Consider the following 17,515-nt stretch of genomic DNA (forward strand, 5'->3'; position numbering starts at 1 on the left):
CTCATATGGAGGTACCGGTGCTTGCAGGACTCATTCCTCTCAAATCCGCTCATATGGCCCGTTTCATGAATGAGAAGATTCCTGGTATCCAGGTAGGGGATGAACTGATTGCACGCATGGAATCCTCAACTGACCCTGCAGAAGAAGGTCTTCTGATATGTGCCGAACAAGTTCGTGAATTAAAAAAGGTGTGCAGGGGCATACATCTCATGCCCATTGGTCATTACAGGCAGATAACGGCCCTCTTTGAAATGGCCGGTTTATATGAAAAGGACTGATTACCACCCCTCTAAGGGATTATTATGCTTACACAGATCGATCATGCCAAAAACGGTGAATTGACCGCTGAGATGCAGCAGGTCGCAGTACAGGAAAACATGGATCCTGACATGGTACTATCCCGTGTCGCAAGGGGCAGCCTTGTAATCATGACAAGACAGGGCAATCCTCCGGTTGCCATCGGGGAAGGGGCAACCACCAAGATCAATGTAAATCTCGGCAGTTCCGCTGCGAGCATTGATCCCTCCTCAGAGATTGAAAAAGCCCTGATTGCAGAAAAATACGGTGCCGATACCATAACCGATCTTTCAATGGGAGGAGACATCCCGCAGATTCGCAAAGCAATTATTGAAAATACCACCCTGCCCCTTACCACGGTTCCTGTCTATCAGGCAGTTGTGGAATGCGGACTGAAAAAAGTCACTTCAGCTGACATACTTTCTTATCTCAGATCCCAGGTAGCTGAAGGTATCAGCTCCGTTGTATTGCACTGTGTTGAAAAACAAATGCTTGAAGAAGTGAAAGGTTCAGGCAGGCTGATGGGTATGGTTTCCAAAGGTGGCTCATTTACCAGTGTCTTCATGCTTGGCAGTGGCTGTGAAAATCCATTCCTTGAAAACTTCGATGAGGTCATGGAAATTCTCCGGGATAAGGATGTGGTGCTGTCTTTGGGTAACACTATGAGAAGTGGTTGTATCCATGACAGGCCGGATAAGGCCCAGCTTATGGAGATGGAAAACAATGCAGCCCTTGCAAAACGTGCCAATGAGCAAGGCGTACAGGTAATCATAGAAGGGATGGGTGGCCATGTGGCGGCAGCTTCCATTCCTGAATCTGTTGAGACCTATCGTTCCAAATCTCCCCATCCCCTTTTTGTGGCAGGTCCTCTGCCTACGGATATTGCCCTGGGTTATGATCATATCGCAGGTGCTGTAGGGGCAAGTATAGCAAGCGGTGCAGGTGCCGACTATCTCTGTTACATAACTCCTTCCGAGCACCTTTCCCTGCCAACCCCGGACCAGGTAAGGGAAGGCCTGGTTGCTTTCAAGATAGCGGCTCATATAGGTGACTCGATGAAATATGGTATGGCAGAAAAAGATCGTCTGCTTGCAAAAAGACGCGCCAGTTTTGATTGGGAAGGGCAGATGGAACTTGCTTTTGATCCGGATCGTCCAAGGGATTTCTGCCCGATGGAGGGGCCTTGTTCAATGTGCGGGGAATACTGTGCCATCCAGATAATGGGGGAATATCTTGCAGAAGGTGAATAAATCCCCTTCAATGCAGCTTATTGGTGTCAGGACTCCCCTAATAAATTCCGGGGACAATGTTGTAGATGTACTTTCAAAAGTTTTTGCAGAACAATCCCTCACTCTGGAAAATGGTGACGTGGTAGTGCTGGCCGAATCTGCGGTTGCTACAGCTGAAGGAAGGGTAGTAAATCTTTCAGACATAAGTCCCACACAACAGGCACTGAAACTGGCCCACCGCTACAGTCTCGATCCACGGGAAATGGAACTGGTGCTGCAGGAATGTGATGAAGTATTCGGAGGGGTGCCAGGTGCAGCACTGACTATAACGAAAGGAAACCTTTCTCCCAATGCAGGAATTGATGGTTCCAATGCCCCGGCTGGCCACGTTGTCCTGCTTCCCGAGGATGCCGATAAAAGTGCTTCAGTTATCAGGAAAGGACTCAGGGAAAAATTTGGATGTGATATCGGTGTAATTGTGGGTGACAGTCGCACCCAGCCCCTGCGCCTGGGGTGTGTGGGTGTGGCGCTTGGCACCTCCGGTTTGATTCCGGTTGAGGATGCCAGGGGGGAGAGTGACCTGTTTGGAAATACCCTGCATATTACTCATAAGGCTGTGGCAGATAATATCATGTCTGCCTGCCAGCTTGTAATGGGTGAGGCTGGAGAAAGTGTTCCCTGTGTAATTGTGAGGAATGCACCTGTCAGGCTGGTGGATGAAGATGTGCCTATGCCTCTCTTTTCCAGGGAAGAATGTATGTATTATAGCAATATTCGTATGAACGGTACATCGAAACCCTGATTCTTGCACCAGCAAATTTATATAGGATAAAAACATGATTTTGTATGGTTGGTGCAACACCGTGCAACCCACGGTAAAGCATTTCAAAGATACTGTTGTAGATATATATGGTAATATTCAAGGTGATATCGGATGAGTAATGTTGTATTATATGATTTCAGCGCCACCTGGTGTGGCCCATGCAAGATGCAGAAACCAATTCTTGAGAACCTGGAGAAGGAACTCGGCGACAAGGTCGATATTAAGGAAGTTGATGTGGACCAGAGTCCGGATCTTGCCGGGAAATATGGAATTCATGCGGTACCTACCCTAATCATCGAAAAAGATGGTTCGGAAATTAAAAGGTATACCGGTGTAACCAGTGCCGATATACTGAGTGCTGAACTGAATAAATTGTTCTGATACATTCTCCTTTTTCTTTTATCTTCTTTTTTCGGAAATGGTAAATAAGTTGTAATCCTTTCCTGTCCTGAGGTATAACAAGTGCAGCGTTTGGTCAGGATGGGTATGATGCCGTATAGGCAAAAAAACGCCCGTGGAAGTTTCAAGCCCCATCTGGCTGTAAAGTTCAGAAGTGAAGAAGGGAATTTGCGTTCTTTTTTTATTGATTCTACAAGAGTTGCGGCAAAATATCCGCAGCCAGACGCTTATTTGATAACCCATGCCCATTCTGACCATCATGGAAGTTCAGCAATGCTTTCTGAGTGCTCAATATGCACGGAAAAAACCATGAATGCCCTGGAGGTACGGCATAGTCGTAACTTTAAAGGCAATTTGACAGGGGAAAATGGGCTTATTGAGCATAGGGGAGTAAAAATCCAGACCTATCCAACCCATCACACCGATGGTTCTGTGGCCTTTGGGTGGGAAAATGAAAATGGGATGCGTATTCTTGCAACAGGTGATGTGAAGGATGCCTCAAATCTTCCCTCTTGTGATGTACTCATAACCGAGGCAAATTATGGAGATCCTGCTGACCTTTCCTGTTATTTTGAGGATGACCTGGAAGGATTATATGCGGCTCTTGAATCTCCCCAGGATGTAGCATTTGGCGCGTATCCCTTCGGGAAGGCGCAAAGAGTTGTCAGACTGATCAGGCAATCAGGTTATGAAGGGCCAATAGGGATGGATGATAAGTCGCAGGAACTTACACAAAACCTGCTTGAGGATGCAGGTGAACTTGTTTCAATGGGTGCAGGAGCTGGAGTCAATGTTGTTTCTCCGGGCAAACTCGAAGAACTTCCCCTTTATATGTCCAAATACATGATTACAGGACGCCGGGACCATAGGTTTCCTTCCATTAATATCAGCGACCACCTGGATGCTTCAGGCCTGGAAAAAATGGTTCTGGATATCGATCCTGAATTTGTGGTTGTTTATCATCCCGGGGGACATCGTCCCTCTAGATTTGCTTGTCATCTGAATTCATTGGGTTATGATGCCGTTTGCCTTGCGGATATCAATAATGTTGTCAGCAATGAATTTATGTAATAGGTGATCACCTATGAATAAACGTTTATATAGGTTATTGTGTTGTATGTTCATTTATAATATTCATTCAGGAGAAGATGCCCCTTGAAAAATAAAGCAAATAAATCAAAAAAGGAAAATAAGCCTGCTGAAGGGGAAAAGGCTTCTGCTGCAGAAGTGGCCACAGCTACGAAGGTCATGACCCCCGAGGAGAAGAGAGCAGCTCATGTTGAGGGTATCGTGAAGACTGCAGTTGCTGCTTTTATAGGAATTTTCGCAGGTATCATAGCATTCAACGTACTGGGAATAGGAGCGGACACAAAATGGTATGCTATCCTTGTAATTGTTGCAATACTTGCCTATTACGCCCAGCGCCTGATTTACCCAAAGATCAATATCGATACCAAGGAATTTGGTATGAAAGATTGGTTTTACGTAGAGTTCATAGTTATTGATTTTTGCCTTGTCACATGGACATTACTTTTGAACTGATATCCACTCTTGTCTGGCAGGTATTTTGATATGCGAATTGCAGTACTGAATAAAGATAGATGTCAGCCCAGAAGATGCAGCCACGAGTGTGAGAAATATTGTCCCCGCGTCAGGACAGGCGATGAAACCATCATTTTTGGAGAAGACGGGAAACCCATTATTTCAGAAGAAATGTGTGTGGGTTGTGGTATATGCGTCAATAAATGCCCCTTTGATGCCATTATGATCATTGGCCTGCCCGAGGAACTGGATAAACCAATCCATCGCTATGGTACCAATGGCTTTGCACTCTATGGCCTGCCATCAGTCGAAACCGGCAGGGTAACCGGTATTCTGGGGCCCAACGGTATAGGTAAAAGTACCTGTGTACAGATTCTTTCAGGAAACATGATCCCCAATTTTGGTGGTGAGGAAGGAAGCTGGGATGAGGTACTTGAATATTATTCGGGAACCTCTATGTATGAATATTTCAGCAAGGTTGCACAAGGCACTATAAAAGTTTCCCAGAAACCTCAGTATGTGGATATGATCCCCAAAGCTTTCAAAGGCAAAACCCGTGAATTGCTTGAAAATACAGATGAATGCGGCAGGCTGGATGACCTTGTGGATAAACTCGGTTTATCTCATATAATGGATCGCAATATCGGGGACCTGAGCGGTGGAGAACTCCAGAGGGTAGCGATTGCTGCCTGTGCTGCCAAGGATGCTGATTTCTACTTTTTTGATGAGATCAGCCCCTATCTTGATATCTATCAGCGGATAAAAGTGTCCCAGTTGATTCAGGAAATTTCACAGGACAAGGCCGTACTGGTTGTAGAACACGATCTGGCAATTCTGGACATGCTCTCTGATGTGGTACATGTTGCTTATGGTATGCCTTCCGGCTATGGTGTGATTACTCATCCCAAGGGAGTGCGTATTGCCATCAATCAGTATCTCAAAGGCTATCTTCCCGAGGAAAATGTGCGTGTCAGGCCGGACAGTATTAATTTTGAGGTACATCCCCCAAGAGCTGAAAAAGAAGTAGGCACGCTTGTGGAATATGAGGGCTTTTCCAAGAACTATGATAAGTTTAGCCTCAAAGCAGCTGGAGGTTCTCTTAAAAACGGTGAAGTGCTCGGTGTTGTGGGTCCCAATGGAATTGGTAAGTCCACTTTCGTAAAGGTTCTTGCTGGCGAGGAAGAACCGGATGGTGAAGAGATGGATTTTGACATATCCATTTCCTATAAGCCCCAGTATATCGTGGTTGACCAGAATCTACCGGTTAAGTATTTCCTCAGGGGCATTTCCTCAAAGGTCGATACCAGTTACTATGAGGCCGAGATTGCCAAACCACTCCAGCTTGAAAGACTCTATGACCGCATGCTGACAGACCTCAGTGGTGGTGAACTACAGAGGGTTGCAATAGCAGCCTGTTTGACCAGGAATGCAGACATGTATATTCTGGATGAACCCAGTGCTCATCTTGATGTAGAGCAGCGTTCCCAGGCCACCAGGACCATCAAGCGTTTTGCCGAGAACAATAAGAAAACCGCCATGGTTGTAGATCATGATATTTACATGATCGATATGCTAAGTGAAAGGTTGATTGTGTTTGAAGGTGAGCCGGCTGTATATGGTGAAGCTCATTCCCCGACCGGCATGCAGAAAGGAATGAATAAATTCCTCTCCAATCTGGACATAACTTTCCGCCGCGATGAAGACACATCCCGACCCAGGGTCAATAAAAAGGATTCACATCTGGACAGGTTGCAAAAATCCAGAGGCGAATATTATTATTACAATCTGGATGAATGAGTGCAATTTTTCATGAGTGATGATTGTAGTTATTCAGACATTCGTTTACGTCCCTGTGGGTATGTTCATGAATGTGCAGGTGGACATGTCCTTGCCACTTTCTATCGTTTTTGTTAATTCGTCAACTGCTTCATTGATTCTTAAGGGCAATTTCTTGCAGTCATATCCAAAACATGTGAGTACCTGGAAGAGCTTGAATACATCGGGTGCCTCCAGATTGTTATCCCTGAGTAATTGCCAGTCTGAAAATATTTCGCGAGGCGTACCTTCGGCAATTATTTCCCGATTTGTAACTATTCAGCCTAGCTCGTTTCCACCACGCTGACTTCTCTATCTGCGCTCAATTCTGCAATAATGGAATAAGTGGAATCCCATAGAATATTTCACTGATCGAGTCTATAACAGATACAGATTTCTTGTTGACAGCAGAAACGTAACCCCTAAGGCGGCAGAAATTCCTTGTACCCTTTTCGCTACGGAAAGTACCTGATATCTTCTGCTGTACTTTCGTCATCCTGATGTCTCTTTCCTCCTGATTGTTATCAAAGGGAACGTTTGGGTAGTACATAATCTGCATGATATCTTCCTTGTATCCTATAAACCGATCCAGCAAATTCTTTACCGTGGTTTGCTTTTTAGGTCCTTGTTTTCCAGACTGAACATTTGATTCAAGGTCTGGAGGATTTTCACTTATCCCAAAACAAATGACGTGACCCTAATCTTCACTTAACCTTTGATTTGACTCCGGATCTAAAAGACCATTATTAACATGATGTTTGATGCACATCAACAGATCTGGCATTATCTTTGGCCATTGTTGATCACTATTTTCAGAAGCTCCACTCCCTCAATAGATGCGCATTTCATAATGAATGCTTCCAATCGTATTTGTTGTAAGGTTTCCAGAAATTATGAGTTGCAACACTAGTGTGACCTGGTAGAATACCCATGTGTTCATTGCATCTGAACCTCTCTTTTTATGTGGGAAATAATATTTCAGTTTGTTCGTCCCCGCCACATGGAGCCAATCACGAGTTGCATTAATCCTCATCCCAGTTTCATCCAGATTGATCACAGGAGATTGTTTAAGGTATTGTTCATTTTGTTTTCAAAACCTTCAAGTTTTGCAAAGCAACTGCGTTCTGTGTTCATTATTGTCGCAGGACTTATTCTGCATCCTAAAATATCAGAGAACAATACGGTAGCAGGCTTAATCTATCCCATAAATATATATGACACTATTTCCATTCATGTAAGTGTTACGAATGAGAACAAATTTCATATTGAATTTTGTTCAATTAACAAAAAGAGGAATTAAAATGCATATACCAGATTCATTTATGCCTTTAAGTCAGGCAATGATTTATTGGGTCATTGCCCTCCCATTTATTTTTATGTCCGTCAAATGGGCTCGAAAAGAACTTGATGACACAAAAGTACCTATACTGGCAGCTCTTGCAGCTGGTATTTTTGCAATACAGGCTCTAAATATTCCAATCGGCATGGGTACCAGTGGTCATATGATCGGGGCAGCTCTTGTGGCTATTATCTTCGGAAGCCCCTTTGCAGGTGTACTTGTACTCACACTTGTCCTGCTTGTGCAGGGTTTTGTATTTGCTGACGGTGGTATCACTGTAATGGGCGCAAATATCCTTAACATGGGCGTAATTTCTGGATTTCTGGGCTATTACACATTTGTCGCTCTCAGGAAAAGCAAGCTCAGTATAACAATTTCCGCCTTCATCGGTGCATGGCTTGGTCTATTCGTATCTGCCCTTGCCTGTGCTGTTGAAATGTACATTGCAGGAACCTTCCCGCTTGCTGCAGGACTTACAGCAATGGGTCTGTATCATCTGATAATAGGGTTCGTAGGCGAAGGTCTTATCACTGCCATAGTGATAACAGCAATCCAGAAATCAAGGCCGGATCTTCTTGATAACTCCTTTCTGAGTGCAGAGTCAGGAGGTGTGACAGCATGAGTGAGATCATGTCAGAAAACAACATGAAGTTCCTTTACGCAGGTATTGCCATTGCATTGCTAATATCCGTCCTTGCACCTTTTATTGCATCTCAGGACCCTGATGGTCTTGAGAGTGCATCCTATGATGTAATTGATGAAGTAAAGATGGCCGCCATGGAAGAAATGGATCCGGTCTTCGAGTCACCAGTGCCTGATTACGCGATTGAAGGCCATGGTAAGACGGGTGAAGTGGTAGCTATCGTCTCTGGCACTCTCATGATGTTGGTCATTGCTTTTGTCATCGGAAAATTAGTAAAGAAATGATCCTCTGCCTTTAAGCGTTGCGTTTGGTGTGGAGTATTTATACCTTCTTTTAATTTTTTGCATCTCTGTAGAAACCCTTTCTTCTAATTTCCACTAATAATTACTTTTATAAGAACAATTCCCAATGTGATTTTAGCCATAAAAACACAAAGGTGATGAATGTATTTTGTTCCAGATTGGAAATCTGGAATTCCCATTAAATCTGTGATTTGATGGCATGTCAAGCGATTAATTAAACTTTATTGATACAGCTTGTCTGTAGCTGTATATCTCATCTTCCAATCCACAGTTGTAAGTATCCCAAACGAAAATATACTCAACATCAGTTAATGACACTGGTATTGATCAAAGAGTACACAGGTAAGAACTATAGAGATGTTGTTAACCTTGTTGAGTTAGTTAAACTTGTTGAATTAATGGTATATCGTCGAAAGATGAGAGATGAATTTGATGAAAATATATACCATTATAGAAACCTGGCAGAGACGATGTTTTCTGTTTTGGAAAGGAAGTATAGAGAAGAATTGAGGACAAGGAAATACAGAAATCAGGTCAAAGAAGTTAAGTTCAAGTTCTTATTCCATAATATAGGTCGGGCAATCTCTGTTTCAGTAATTATTCAAATGAGTTTTTCTACAGAGCCTTTTTTACATAACAGCAGAAAATATCAAAATTACGGTTGTTGCTAAGAAAAAGAAAACATCCTTGAATCTTAATTTGTTACTGTGCATATAGATGTTGGCAGTATCATTCCCGTAACCCCTGCATAACATGCTGATGTACGTTCGCTCCCCCTGTTCATAGGAGCGGATGAACAAAGAACTGATTGTATATCCCACCTGCTCAAGTATCCATCTGCGCGGTGCATTTTTGTTCCATATGTCAAAAAGGCGGGTCTGTTGGGCTGTCCTGATGCGCTTGAGCATTATCCAGAATACGAAGAGATACCTTACCATCATTGTCAGCAGAAGCGTGAATTCCCTGGGAATTCCAAGGCGCCTTGCGGATACGACCATTTCGTTCATCTTCATTGTGGAGGAAAGAAGTACGATGGCTGTCACACAGACTGTGTATTTTGCAAGAAGTGTCAATCCGAAGTATGTGCCTTCATAGGTCATTGTGATGCCAAGCGGGAGCTCTGTATATACTGTGAACGTATCAATGAAAGGTTGTCTCACAAAGGGTTGAATCAGGACTATTGACAGTCCAAATGGCAGCACTGCAAGGAATCTGACCAGCACGTAGAAAAGATTCAGTCTTGCTAGCAGTATCAGGATGATAAGGTACAATTCAATTATTGCAAGGCGAATGAAATTGCTGTCATCTATGCGCGGAAGGCTTACTGCAAAGACTATTATTGCAATTGTCACAAGTATCTCGACCCTGCCGTCAAGGCCGTGAACGGGACTGTTCTTGTAGGATTCTCTCTCGATATCGGTAAGCGTTATCTGCATTTTCCTGCCTGCATTCCCAGAAGACGAAGTATTTCATCCCTTGCATCGTGTGGTGTTATCTTTATATCCACCTCGATTCCACTCTCCAGCAGCAGCTCGAAGACCTCTGCGATTCTGGGCATCCTCAGGTGTGCATGTTCCAGTATCTCATGTTTTTTGAATATCTCTCTGGCGGTTCCCTCTGCTTCAATCCTTCCATGGTGGATAACATAGACCCTGTCAGCAAATAGAGGTACGATATCAACGTCATGGGTTGAAAGTATTACAGTTATTCCCATATCTTTGTTCATTTTCTCTATCACACTGATTACCTTATTGGCGGTCAGCGGATCCAGTCCCGCAGTGGGTTCATCAAGTACTACTACCTGCGGTCGCATGGCCAATATACCGGCGATTGCCACAAGTTTTTTCTGCCCTCCGCTCAGGTGATGAGGTGAGCGTTCTTCAAAACCTGACATGTGTACAAGTTCAAGGGCTTCGGAGACTCTGCTCTCAACCTCCTTGATGGGAAGTCCCATGTTCATTGGTCCAAAAGCAACATCCTGCTCGACAGTAGGTGCCAGTATCTGATCATTGGGGTCCTGGAATACGATCCCCACGGTCTGTCTCACTTCTTTTATGTTCTTCCTGGAGATCTTCTGTCCATTGACAATAACCTGGCCTGAACTTGGTTTGAGTATGCCGTTCAGATGTTTGAAAAGTGTTGACTTTCCTGCACCATTCGCTCCGAGGAGTGCTATCTTCTCTCCGGGGTATATCCTCAGGTTTACATTGTCAAGAGCTCTTGTTTTGCTGTTTGCGTAGAAATATGAGGTTTCTTTAAGCTCTATCAAAGGGCTATCACTTGTCATGTTGATCGATCACTGTGCTTCTTACGGGAAAATGAGATACTTTTCAGGATGGAATTTTTGGTTCTACATAAGGACGCTGTTATAAATAGTTGTTTAGTATTACCTATTTCACCGTTTATCATATTCATTTATTGTGTCTGTGATCTGTTGGTCAGTCCGGAGTTAAGAATATACTATCTTTACGAATCCCAATAAGAAGTCAGAGGCACGAAAATACATCTAGTAACAGGACAACACATAATAAATTGATGTTCAAAAACTCCGCACATACATTACGATTTTCCGTGTTTTCTCAAAATATGATCTTATCAGTCTTTTGTACTCTTCCTGTAGGATTATTATATATAGGAAAAGCAATAAGTGTTACTAATATTTATTATTTTGTGATTTAATTGCATGTAGTATAGGCTAATCAAGGCTGAATTTATGCTTTCATATCACCTTTTCTTAAGATATTGAAAAAAAATTAAGCACATGCCCCGGTGTCATGCGGGGTATGCACATAAAAAACATAGAAACTCTGCACATCCCTTTTCTTAAGGAATGTTGCCTTTTCCCGATCCTCGATATGCTGGGCAAATACAATCCATTTGCCGTCGGAAGTTTCCCTGCAATCAGTGATCCGGGGTATGTCGCATTCTCTTTTATCCTGCAGCACTACGTGTGCATTGACAAAGGAATCATGCGGCATGTCATGTAGCATATGTCTCACGGGTGAGGCATATGCACGCCTGCTATACATCATACAACCACTCCCGTTTTCAGTCAACAATAGAATGTATTTATTGAACATATATGTAATTTACGAAGTAGGTACTGCATTTCTACAACAATATTTAATACAATAATACTTCATTGTCATTTGCATGCTCACAAAAAGAATCATCCCCTGTCTTGATGTTACCCTGGACGAAGCCGGCGGGACCGTAGTCAAGGGTGTGGAATTCCTTGACCTCAGGAAAGCCGGTGATCCGGTGGAACTGGCAAAACGCTATAATGAACAGGGCGCTGACGAACTGGTTTTCCTGGATATCACGGCATCCCATGAAGGCAGGGATACCATGATCGATGTAATACAGCGCACAGCCAACGAGGTTTTCATTCCCCTGACAGTGGGGGGAGGAATTGGTTCGGTGCAACGTATCCGTGAAATCCTGCGTGCGGGTGCGGATAAGGTCTCCATCAACACCGCCGCGGTCAAAAGCCCTGGACTTGTGCGGGAAGGTGCGGACATATTCGGCTCCCAGTGTATTGTTGTTGCTATTGATTGTAAGCGCAATACAGACGTTGAGAACAATCCCGACAAGACCATCATCGAACTTGAGGATGGAAGCCGTGTGTGGTATGAGGTCGTCATCTATGGCGGACGCAAACGTACCGGTATCGATACTGTACAGTGGGCCAAACAGGTGGAAGAACTGGGTGCGGGTGAGATCCTGCTAACCAGCATGGACCGTGATGGTACCTATGATGGTTTTGACCTGCCGATAACCCGCAAACTGTCCGAGGAACTGGAAATCCCGATTATTGCTTCCGGCGGTGTGGGTGGCCCTGAACACATGAAGGAAGGGTTTGTAAAAGGTAAAGCCGATGCAGGACTGGCTGCCAGCATTTTCCACTTCGGGGAATATACGGTTGATGATGTGAAAAAACACCTGCGTAAGAACAACGTGCCTGTACGCACCTGAGGTGACAGTAATGGAGATAGCAGCCTTCCAGCAATTGATGTGCGATCTCTATCTGGAGAACGACAAAAGGCGGGGAAAAACAGCGACCGCCCTCTGGCTGGTGGAAGAAGTGGGTGAGTTGGCCGAGGCTATCCGGCGGGATGACCCGGAGAGCATCCGGGAGGAATTGGCTGACTGTTTTGCATGGATTGGGGCACTGGCAAATCTCTACGGGATAGATCTGGAAGAGGTATTCAACGAAAAATATCCACAGAGTTGTCCTACCTGTGGAAAGAATCCGTGCATCTGCACGGATTGATATATTCATTCATATAATAACAAATTTGTTTGATAGTCTCTGTATTTTTGTGAAGATCTAGTTGTATCAGTACGAAGGGAGGAATGATTTATCCGTCATTCATCCATTCTGGATATTTGATTTTTACTGCTGTATGCAATGATTGCTATTGTCATTTCAGTTTTCAAAAAAATATCAAGGAAAATAATGACGATGCTACATTATTACCGGTAAACCAATTGTGCAACAGGAGGTGACAAAGATTCCTTTAAGTTCACCCCACAATTTCAATCTGTGAAACTCCACTTATCTCAATCTCAGGTGTGCCCTTGTAATCCTTGATCTTGCCTGTCACCAGCACATCCTTACCTTCATAGTAAGTATCAGGAGATTGGGGGAAATTTGACCAGCTGTCCTGCCATATTATTACAGTGAAGTAACCTTTGTAAGGATCATGGAAATTCAGATAGATTATGCCATCCTCTTCATTTTTAGCTGTTGATACCACCCTACCTTCAACCGTGTTCACCTCACCTACATGGCTGCCTGCTTCCAGATAAGAAATAACTGCGGTATTGTTATTTTTCGAATAGGACCAAATCCCTAATTTCTCAGTTCTTGCATGTTGCTGGGCTTCAGCAAAAATATGCTGATACTTCGTGTCGGGCTCATAGGCCCTGGCCAGAGCCAAACCTTCTTCCACAAGCTCCCTGTTTACCAGTTCACCGTCAAGCCAGACATATCTCAAGAGACGGCCATAAGTATCCCGGTTACTGCTATCCCCTTCCAGCAAAACCTGTTTACCTTCGATCCGGTTGGACAAATAATCTTTTGCCTTGGTATAATAGGGTTCATCCACCTCCGGTGTATCTATCCCGATTAGTCTTACTTTCTCCCCGGAATCCGTCACGAAAGTATCCCCATCTATCACGCTGGCAACCGTTGTGGTCGAATTCCCGATCTGGCTTTCCTCCGAAGAAAGACATCCACACGAAATAAGTATGAGAAGAGCAACGACCATAATTAATGACTTTTTAAACATAGGAGGAAAATAATTCTACTACTATTAAAATATAATTGTATTCCGGGCAATCTTTATTTTTGATGGGGGATTATTGGTTGGTATGAAAATACCGGCTAGAAAAATCCTTTTCGTACTACTTGCCGTCATGATATTTTTCACCAGCACCTCCCTTGCAGATATTGAAAAAATATCAGACAAACCCTGGGACCACAGCCCCATATCCGTATATATAGATGATAAGGATACACCTGAACACTACAGTCCCACCTACAGAGAACAGGTAGAAATTGCCCTGGATTACTGGGAAAAAGGTGGAAACGGGGCCCTCAGTTACCAGCCTGAATTCAAAATCATCGATAATCCTGACGCAGACATAAATGTTCGCTGGGTGGAGAATCTTGAAAAGGTAGAGGGAGCCGGTGAAGGAGTGGCTGGATACTGTAGACCCACCATTGTCGGGAACAAATACCTGCATGCTGAAATAGTGCTTGAAGCAGGAAACTACCAGGGGTTTTCCTGGGTGCAATATGGTGATGCAAATATGCAGGAGGTGTCCAAGCACGAAATAGGACATGCCCTGGGACTGGGACATAGCACAGAAAGAGGAGATATCATGTATCCCAGCTATGAACAACGTGATAACATCAATCCCCTTCTATTAGAATCCACTTTCCCCTACCTGATAGGTGCAATAATAGTAATCGTAACCATAATAGGATACCACGGGATTGGATGGAGAAAAATGCGCAAGCAACGCAAACAAATCGAGAAGGAGGTTTTTAAAGGCAAAGAATGAATATGCAGCAGCTGTGTTGCGACATCATGAAATATCTCGCAGGCGAGTATGTGGATTTCCTGAAATATGATCCGGACCTTACACATCTTACAAAGTTCCAGCGGGAAGTCCTGGAAGCCACCCGCAAAATCCCTTACGGACAAACACGCACATACGGGCAACTGGCAGAAGACATTGGAAAAAGCAAAGCAAGTCGGGCAGTCGGCCGGGCACTTAACAAAAATCCCTACCCCCTGATAATACCCTGCCACAGAGTAGTTGCTAAAAATAATATAGGTGGCTATGCAGGTGGCAAAGAATTAAAGAAAAAATTACTGGAAATGGAAAAAGCCATTAATTACGATGAATCAGTTCGTTAAGTTGATATACGGGAACTGAAAATTATACCCCTGACTCATTAGATGCTCATAATTTATCAAAGGAGTATAATCACATGAAACAACAGGTTGAAGTAAAGGAACTCAAGGAAGGCAAGTACGTAATTATCGATGACGAACCATGTATTATCAAGGGCCTGTCAAAATCCAAACCCGGAAAACATGGTTCTGCTAAAGCAAGGATTGACGCAGTTGGTATATTCGATGGACAAAAACGCTCAATCGTAAGCTCCGTTTCCTCAAAGACCTTTGTGCCTATTGTCGAAAGGAAAAGTGCACAGGTACTTTCCGTCACAGGAAACATCGCCCAGCTCATGGACATGGAAGACTATTCCACCTTCGAAATGGAAATCCCCGATGAATACAAGGATAGGGTGAACGAAGGGGGAGACATTTCATACATAACCGCCATGGGTAAAATGAAGATAGACCTGCGTTAAATAATGAAATGTTCTACCAGCCCCTTATGATGGACGCCCTGTGGGATTACGGGGCCGCAAAATATGTTATATTCGGAGTCCCTTTTGACGGGACTTCCTCTTACAGGCCGGGAAGTCGCAGGGCTCCGGATGCTATGAGACAGGCGTCTGAAAATTTTGAAAGTTACAATCCTTTTTTTGATATTGACCTTGCATCTATTCCGATCCATGATGCAGGCAACCTTGAAGTTTATTCTTCTGTTGATGAAACCCTCAGGGACCTTTACTATGATACCAGGGACATCGTAAAAAATGAAAAAATCCCCATTATGATAGGGGGAGAACACTCTCTTACCCTTTCCACCATTAAAGCCTGTACAAAAGACGATGATGACATTGGAGTGATCGCACTGGATGCCCATTTTGACCTGCGGGAAGAGTTTGGCGGAGTGAGAAATAACCATGCGTGCGTCAGCCGGCATATATTAGAAGAGGCCACCGACAGGTATGTATCCATTGGAACAAGGAGCGGACCCCGGGGCGAATGGGATTTTGCAAAAGATAATCACATATCCTATTACACACCGGAATATGTGAAAGAATATTCTGCCAAAAAACTTGCTACAAAGGTTATGAAAGAAATAGGAACCTCACAATTCTACCTTTCTCTGGATATGGACTGTCTGGACCCTGCTTATGCCCCTGCAACAGGTACTCCTGAGCCCTTTGGCCTTGATCCCTGGCAGGTAAGGGACCTGATACATGCTTTTGCCCCCCACACAGTTGGTTTTGATATTATGGAAATTGCTCCGGACTATGACAGTGGACAGACAGCCCTGCTCGGTACAAAACTACTAAGGGAATTCATAGCCGCACATGCAGCCGGCAATATCCAATAAGCATCAATTAGATATATACCCTCAAACCTAACTGGCGATTATGAGTGAAGAGATCGAGACCACATGCCCTGCATGCTCACCACAGGAATTCGTGTGGCACGACATACTGAAGGATGGACAGAACATGCTTGTCCGGTGCCAGGTTTGCGGTGATGTACATCCCACAGAGATCGAGACAGAGAAGACCATCCCCGTAAGATTAGTAATCAGTCGAGGGGATGAATCATTCAAGACAAATGCACTTTTTGAAGAGACACAGGTCATCACGACAAACGAAGAATTGGTTGTGGAGGACCAGAACGGTGAAGATGTATACCCCATACAGATCACTTCCATCGAAACACCTACAAAACGTGAAGAATACGCAAAGATTGCAGATGTTGAAACCATCTGGGCACGTGCGATTGATGAAGTCGATGTCAAAATATCAGTACAATCCATAGGAAATACTAATCCCCATACAAAAAGAGTACCCGGAGAAGAAATTTTTGAAGTCGGCCTGGAATACGAAGCTGGGGGAGAGCGCTTCAGGATCACAAGAATAAAGATACGTGGAGGAAAATTCAGGTTTAAAAGGGGAGACAAAGTAGAGGCCAAATATATAAAAAGAATCTTCGGCAGGGTGGCCTATAAGAAAGGATGGGGAGGGGGCAGGACCGCTTGGAGTATGAAGAGAAACGTAAGGAACTGGTAAACCAGATCAAAGAAGAAGGAATCGGAAAACAGGTGCTTGAAGCTATGGGTAAAGTTCCCAGACACCTTTTTGTTTCCAAAGATATTAAAGACTCTGCATATATTGATTCTCCCTTACCTATAGGGAACAGGCAAACGATTTCAGCACCTCATATGGTAGCCATAATGTGTGATGTCCTGAAAATAGAAGAAGGCATGAAGATTCTTGAAATCGGAACCGGTTCCGGTTATAATGCTGCTGTTATGGCCGAAATGGTGGGCAAAAAGGGCCATATATACAGCCTGGAAAGAATCCCTTCTTTAAAACAATTTGCCGAAAGTAACCTTAAAAAGGCGGGTTACACCAATGTTACTGTCATCGAAGCCGACGGCACTCTCGGTTATTCTCCACAGGCTCCATATGAACGTATGTGCGTAACCTCTGCAGCTCCATCTATCCCTCGACCCCTCAAAGAGCAACTTTCAGCTGGCGGAATTATGGTGATTCCGGTTGGCAAATACATGCAAAATCTGATTCTTGTCCACAAACTTGATGACGGAACCTTCAGTGAGGAAAACCTTGGCGGCGTTATTTTTGTACCCCTTATTGGAAAATACGGGTACAGAGAATCTATTTAATGAAAATTATATACGATGGACATATATACAAGGAACCCATCTATATAC

Annotated in this window: 21 protein-coding genes and 3 pseudogenes; 18 read left to right on the forward strand and 6 right to left on the reverse strand. The window is 43.9% G+C overall.

The genetic code is table 11. The features are described from left to right. The 7 genes and pseudogenes from A9957_RS02070 to A9957_RS02100 all read left to right on the forward strand — a co-directional run. Positions 1 to 278: pseudogene (locus A9957_RS02070) on the forward strand (methylenetetrahydrofolate reductase); the annotation flags it as partial. 24 nt (positions 279 to 302) lie between these two features. Next, positions 303 to 1,547: a phosphomethylpyrimidine synthase ThiC gene (gene thiC, locus A9957_RS02075; RefSeq protein WP_367121656.1), complete on the forward strand. Its 1,245-nt coding sequence runs from the start codon at positions 303 to 305 to the stop codon at positions 1,545 to 1,547. Further along, complete coding sequence (gene cofE / locus A9957_RS02080) at positions 1,540 to 2,328, forward strand: coenzyme F420-0:L-glutamate ligase (protein ID WP_394328852.1); 789 nt, start codon at positions 1,540 to 1,542, stop codon at positions 2,326 to 2,328. Before thiC ends, cofE begins: the two co-directional genes overlap by 8 nt. A gap of 132 nt (positions 2,329 to 2,460) precedes the next feature. Then, positions 2,461 to 2,730 (forward strand): co-chaperone YbbN, encoded by a 270-nt coding sequence (locus A9957_RS02085; RefSeq protein WP_096712105.1) that lies wholly within the window; start codon positions 2,461 to 2,463, stop codon positions 2,728 to 2,730. 105 nt (positions 2,731 to 2,835) lie between these two features. Further along, the gene (locus tag A9957_RS02090; RefSeq protein WP_096712156.1) at positions 2,836 to 3,819 is read left to right on the forward strand and encodes an MBL fold metallo-hydrolase; all 984 of its coding nucleotides are present in this window, start codon (positions 2,836 to 2,838) and stop codon (positions 3,817 to 3,819) included. Between the two features lie 84 nt (positions 3,820 to 3,903). Continuing rightward, complete coding sequence (locus A9957_RS02095) at positions 3,904 to 4,290, forward strand: hypothetical protein (RefSeq protein ID WP_096712104.1); 387 nt, start codon at positions 3,904 to 3,906, stop codon at positions 4,288 to 4,290. 30 nt (positions 4,291 to 4,320) lie between these two features. After that, positions 4,321 to 6,087, forward strand: a complete 1,767-nt coding sequence (locus A9957_RS02100; protein WP_292343024.1) for a ribosome biogenesis/translation initiation ATPase RLI — start codon at positions 4,321 to 4,323, stop codon at positions 6,085 to 6,087. A gap of 340 nt (positions 6,088 to 6,427) precedes the next feature. On the opposite strand, the gene A9957_RS02105 is transcribed toward A9957_RS02100, so the two are convergent. Both A9957_RS02105 and A9957_RS10560 read right to left on the reverse strand, forming a co-directional pair. Next, entirely contained in the window at positions 6,428 to 6,793 is a 366-nt protein-coding gene (locus tag A9957_RS02105; protein WP_096712102.1) for a transposase, read from the reverse strand. A gap of 141 nt (positions 6,794 to 6,934) precedes the next feature. Next, positions 6,935 to 7,174 (reverse strand): annotated as a pseudogene (locus A9957_RS10560) (hypothetical protein); the annotation flags it as partial. Positions 7,175 to 7,406: 232 nt separating this feature from the next. Here A9957_RS10560 and cbiM point away from each other — a divergent pair. The 3 genes and pseudogenes from cbiM (at position 7,407) to A9957_RS02120 (ending at position 9,060) form a co-directional block, all read left to right on the forward strand. Continuing rightward, positions 7,407 to 8,066, forward strand: a complete 660-nt coding sequence (cbiM, locus tag A9957_RS02110) for a cobalt transporter CbiM (protein WP_096712099.1) — start codon at positions 7,407 to 7,409, stop codon at positions 8,064 to 8,066. Next, on the forward strand, positions 8,063 to 8,371 hold the full coding sequence (locus A9957_RS02115) for a PDGLE domain-containing protein (protein WP_241646034.1): 309 nt from the start codon (positions 8,063 to 8,065) through the stop codon (positions 8,369 to 8,371). Before cbiM ends, A9957_RS02115 begins: the two co-directional genes overlap by 4 nt. 241 nt (positions 8,372 to 8,612) lie before the next feature. Next, positions 8,613 to 9,060 (forward strand): annotated as a pseudogene (locus A9957_RS02120) (hypothetical protein). On the opposite strand, the gene cbiQ reads toward A9957_RS02120, so the two are convergent. The 3 genes from cbiQ to A9957_RS02135 form a co-directional block, all read right to left on the reverse strand. Continuing rightward, entirely contained in the window at positions 9,019 to 9,825 is an 807-nt protein-coding gene (gene cbiQ, locus A9957_RS02125) for a cobalt ECF transporter T component CbiQ (protein WP_096712098.1), read from the reverse strand. The pseudogene A9957_RS02120 and the gene cbiQ overlap by 42 nt on opposite strands. After that, positions 9,816 to 10,676 (reverse strand): energy-coupling factor ABC transporter ATP-binding protein, encoded by an 861-nt coding sequence (locus A9957_RS02130; RefSeq protein WP_096712097.1) that lies wholly within the window; start codon positions 10,674 to 10,676, stop codon positions 9,816 to 9,818. The genes cbiQ and A9957_RS02130 overlap by 10 nt, the downstream gene beginning before the upstream one ends. A gap of 466 nt (positions 10,677 to 11,142) precedes the next feature. Continuing rightward, entirely contained in the window at positions 11,143 to 11,445 is a 303-nt protein-coding gene (locus A9957_RS02135; protein ID WP_292343026.1) for a hypothetical protein, read from the reverse strand. A 97-nt stretch (positions 11,446 to 11,542) separates the two neighbouring features. Between A9957_RS02135 and hisF the strand changes: the two genes are divergently transcribed. Both hisF and A9957_RS02145 read left to right on the forward strand, forming a co-directional pair. Beyond that, entirely contained in the window at positions 11,543 to 12,364 is an 822-nt protein-coding gene (gene hisF / locus A9957_RS02140; RefSeq protein WP_292343029.1) for an imidazole glycerol phosphate synthase subunit HisF, read from the forward strand. Positions 12,365 to 12,374: 10 nt separating this feature from the next. Next, positions 12,375 to 12,662 carry a MazG nucleotide pyrophosphohydrolase domain-containing protein gene (locus tag A9957_RS02145; RefSeq protein WP_096712094.1) on the forward strand — a complete coding sequence of 96 codons (288 nt, stop codon included), beginning with the start codon at positions 12,375 to 12,377 and terminating at the stop codon, positions 12,660 to 12,662. Between the two features lie 253 nt (positions 12,663 to 12,915). On the opposite strand, the gene A9957_RS02150 is transcribed toward A9957_RS02145, so the two are convergent. After that, on the reverse strand, positions 12,916 to 13,683 hold the full coding sequence (locus tag A9957_RS02150) for a thermonuclease family protein (protein ID WP_096712093.1): 768 nt from the start codon (positions 13,681 to 13,683) through the stop codon (positions 12,916 to 12,918). An 82-nt stretch (positions 13,684 to 13,765) separates the two neighbouring features. Here A9957_RS02150 and A9957_RS02155 point away from each other — a divergent pair, with 82 nt between their 5' ends. The 6 genes from A9957_RS02155 (at position 13,766) to A9957_RS02180 (ending at position 17,467) form a co-directional block, all read left to right on the forward strand. Beyond that, entirely contained in the window at positions 13,766 to 14,461 is a 696-nt protein-coding gene (locus A9957_RS02155; RefSeq protein WP_096712154.1) for a matrixin family metalloprotease, read from the forward strand. Between the two features lie 26 nt (positions 14,462 to 14,487). Continuing rightward, the gene (locus A9957_RS02160) at positions 14,488 to 14,820 is read left to right on the forward strand and encodes a methylated-DNA--[protein]-cysteine S-methyltransferase (protein ID WP_241646036.1); all 333 of its coding nucleotides are present in this window, start codon (positions 14,488 to 14,490) and stop codon (positions 14,818 to 14,820) included. Positions 14,821 to 14,894: 74 nt separating this feature from the next. Further along, positions 14,895 to 15,278, forward strand: a complete 384-nt coding sequence (locus tag A9957_RS02165) for a translation initiation factor IF-5A (protein ID WP_096712091.1) — start codon at positions 14,895 to 14,897, stop codon at positions 15,276 to 15,278. Between the two features lie 8 nt (positions 15,279 to 15,286). Further along, entirely contained in the window at positions 15,287 to 16,156 is an 870-nt protein-coding gene (gene speB, locus A9957_RS02170) for an agmatinase (protein ID WP_096712090.1), read from the forward strand. A gap of 40 nt (positions 16,157 to 16,196) precedes the next feature. After that, positions 16,197 to 16,850 carry an HVO_0476 family zinc finger protein gene (locus tag A9957_RS02175; RefSeq protein WP_096712089.1) on the forward strand — a complete coding sequence of 218 codons (654 nt, stop codon included), beginning with the start codon at positions 16,197 to 16,199 and terminating at the stop codon, positions 16,848 to 16,850. Beyond that, positions 16,796 to 17,467 (forward strand): protein-L-isoaspartate O-methyltransferase, encoded by a 672-nt coding sequence (locus A9957_RS02180; protein ID WP_164909079.1) that lies wholly within the window; start codon positions 16,796 to 16,798, stop codon positions 17,465 to 17,467. Before A9957_RS02175 ends, A9957_RS02180 begins: the two co-directional genes overlap by 55 nt. The last annotated feature ends 48 nt before the right edge of the window (positions 17,468 to 17,515 follow it).

This window comes from Methanohalophilus sp. DAL1 (assembly GCF_001683555.1).
Lineage (GTDB): Archaea > Halobacteriota > Methanosarcinia > Methanosarcinales > Methanosarcinaceae > Methanohalophilus > Methanohalophilus euhalobius.

Coding starts and splice junctions, on each gene's coding strand:
- thiC (WP_367121656.1), top strand. CDS start 303: ATGCTTACACAGATCGATCATGCCAAAAACGGTGAATTGACCGCTGAG.
- A9957_RS02085 (WP_096712105.1), top strand. CDS start 2,461: ATGAGTAATGTTGTATTATATGATTTCAGCGCCACCTGGTGTGGCCCA.
- A9957_RS02090 (WP_096712156.1), top strand. CDS start 2,836: ATGATGCCGTATAGGCAAAAAAACGCCCGTGGAAGTTTCAAGCCCCAT.
- A9957_RS02100 (WP_292343024.1), top strand. CDS start 4,321: ATGCGAATTGCAGTACTGAATAAAGATAGATGTCAGCCCAGAAGATGC.
- cbiM (WP_096712099.1), top strand. CDS start 7,407: ATGCATATACCAGATTCATTTATGCCTTTAAGTCAGGCAATGATTTAT.
- A9957_RS02115 (WP_241646034.1), top strand. CDS start 8,063: ATGAGTGAGATCATGTCAGAAAACAACATGAAGTTCCTTTACGCAGGT.
- cbiQ (WP_096712098.1), bottom strand. CDS start 9,825: ATGCAGATAACGCTTACCGATATCGAGAGAGAATCCTACAAGAACAGT.
- A9957_RS02130 (WP_096712097.1), bottom strand. CDS start 10,676: ATGACAAGTGATAGCCCTTTGATAGAGCTTAAAGAAACCTCATATTTC.
- hisF (WP_292343029.1), top strand. CDS start 11,543: ATGCTCACAAAAAGAATCATCCCCTGTCTTGATGTTACCCTGGACGAA.
- A9957_RS02145 (WP_096712094.1), top strand. CDS start 12,375: ATGGAGATAGCAGCCTTCCAGCAATTGATGTGCGATCTCTATCTGGAG.
- A9957_RS02150 (WP_096712093.1), bottom strand. CDS start 13,683: ATGTTTAAAAAGTCATTAATTATGGTCGTTGCTCTTCTCATACTTATT.
- A9957_RS02155 (WP_096712154.1), top strand. CDS start 13,766: ATGAAAATACCGGCTAGAAAAATCCTTTTCGTACTACTTGCCGTCATG.
- A9957_RS02160 (WP_241646036.1), top strand. CDS start 14,488: ATGAAATATCTCGCAGGCGAGTATGTGGATTTCCTGAAATATGATCCG.
- A9957_RS02165 (WP_096712091.1), top strand. CDS start 14,895: ATGAAACAACAGGTTGAAGTAAAGGAACTCAAGGAAGGCAAGTACGTA.
- speB (WP_096712090.1), top strand. CDS start 15,287: ATGTTCTACCAGCCCCTTATGATGGACGCCCTGTGGGATTACGGGGCC.
- A9957_RS02175 (WP_096712089.1), top strand. CDS start 16,197: ATGAGTGAAGAGATCGAGACCACATGCCCTGCATGCTCACCACAGGAA.
- A9957_RS02180 (WP_164909079.1), top strand. CDS start 16,796: ATGGGGAGGGGGCAGGACCGCTTGGAGTATGAAGAGAAACGTAAGGAA.